This window comes from Vibrio sp. D173a (assembly GCF_030248475.1).
This window is the reverse complement of sequence record NZ_JAHGAH010001349.1, coordinates 1-865: the sequence shown is the minus strand read 5'-3', so window position 1 is coordinate 865 and position 865 is coordinate 1. Positions and strand designations below refer to the sequence as shown.

Sequence of the window (865 nt, the reverse complement as noted above, 5' to 3'; positions counted from 1 at the left end):
AATAGATACAAGCCGTAGCCAAAGCCGCCAGCAAGTAAGATCGCCAAAAGACCACTGCGCCATGGTTTTCGGCGAGGGGCAGGTTTTTTCGTCGTGCGGTTGTTTCCACGACCGCGCTTCACATAATCTCTATTAGCCACAAGTCTTTCAAATGTTGGTGATTCTGCACCCATGGTAATCCAGAATGCGCGAGGATAATAGTGTAGAAATGGAAGCGGCACATCAAAATGTGCCGCAGATTTATGTGTCTATTTTCATGAACTAAAGGCGGGGTGGTGCCGTACCCCGCTTGAACATCGTTGCCCTTAAGAAGGTCGAGCATCATTAACATCGCTTGGCGACCGATCTCATAGCGAGGCTGTGAAATGGTGGTCAGCGGTGGATCGCAGTACTGTGCAAATTGGATGTCATCGAAACCGACGATTGAGAGATCGTGTGGCACTCGCAGACCCAGCTTCTTCGCTTCTTGAATCGCACCAATCGCCATTGCGTCATTGTGACAGAAGATGGCGGTGGGTTGCTCTGGCAGTGCCAACAGTTGACGAACCGCTTGTGCGCCAGCTTCAAAGGTAAAGTCACCCACGGTGCTGTAGGCAGGGTTCATAGTAACCCCTGCGCGGCGCAGTGCTTGTTGATAGCCTTGCTGACGGAACTGACATAGGGTTGCCGATGTTGGACCTGAGATTTGCGCGATGCGCTTATGGCCTAACTGAGCAAGGTAGTTCACTGCCTCAAATGCGGAGGTTAAGTTATCGATGTGAACGGTTGGTAGCTCAAGCTCTGGGGCAAATTCGCACGCCATGACCATAGGCGGTAGGTTTTTCTGTTCCGCTTTGCTGACATCGAATGGGTGATCGGTACCGAG

Annotated in this window: 2 pseudogenes; both read right to left on the bottom strand. The window is 51.6% G+C overall.

Features of this window, described 5'->3' with window-relative positions:
• A pseudogene (locus tag KIV40_RS35565) lies at positions 1-140 on the bottom strand (cell division protein FtsN); the annotation flags it as partial.
• Between the two features lie 143 nt (positions 141-283).
• A pseudogene (locus tag KIV40_RS33290) lies at positions 284-865 on the bottom strand (substrate-binding domain-containing protein); the annotation flags it as partial.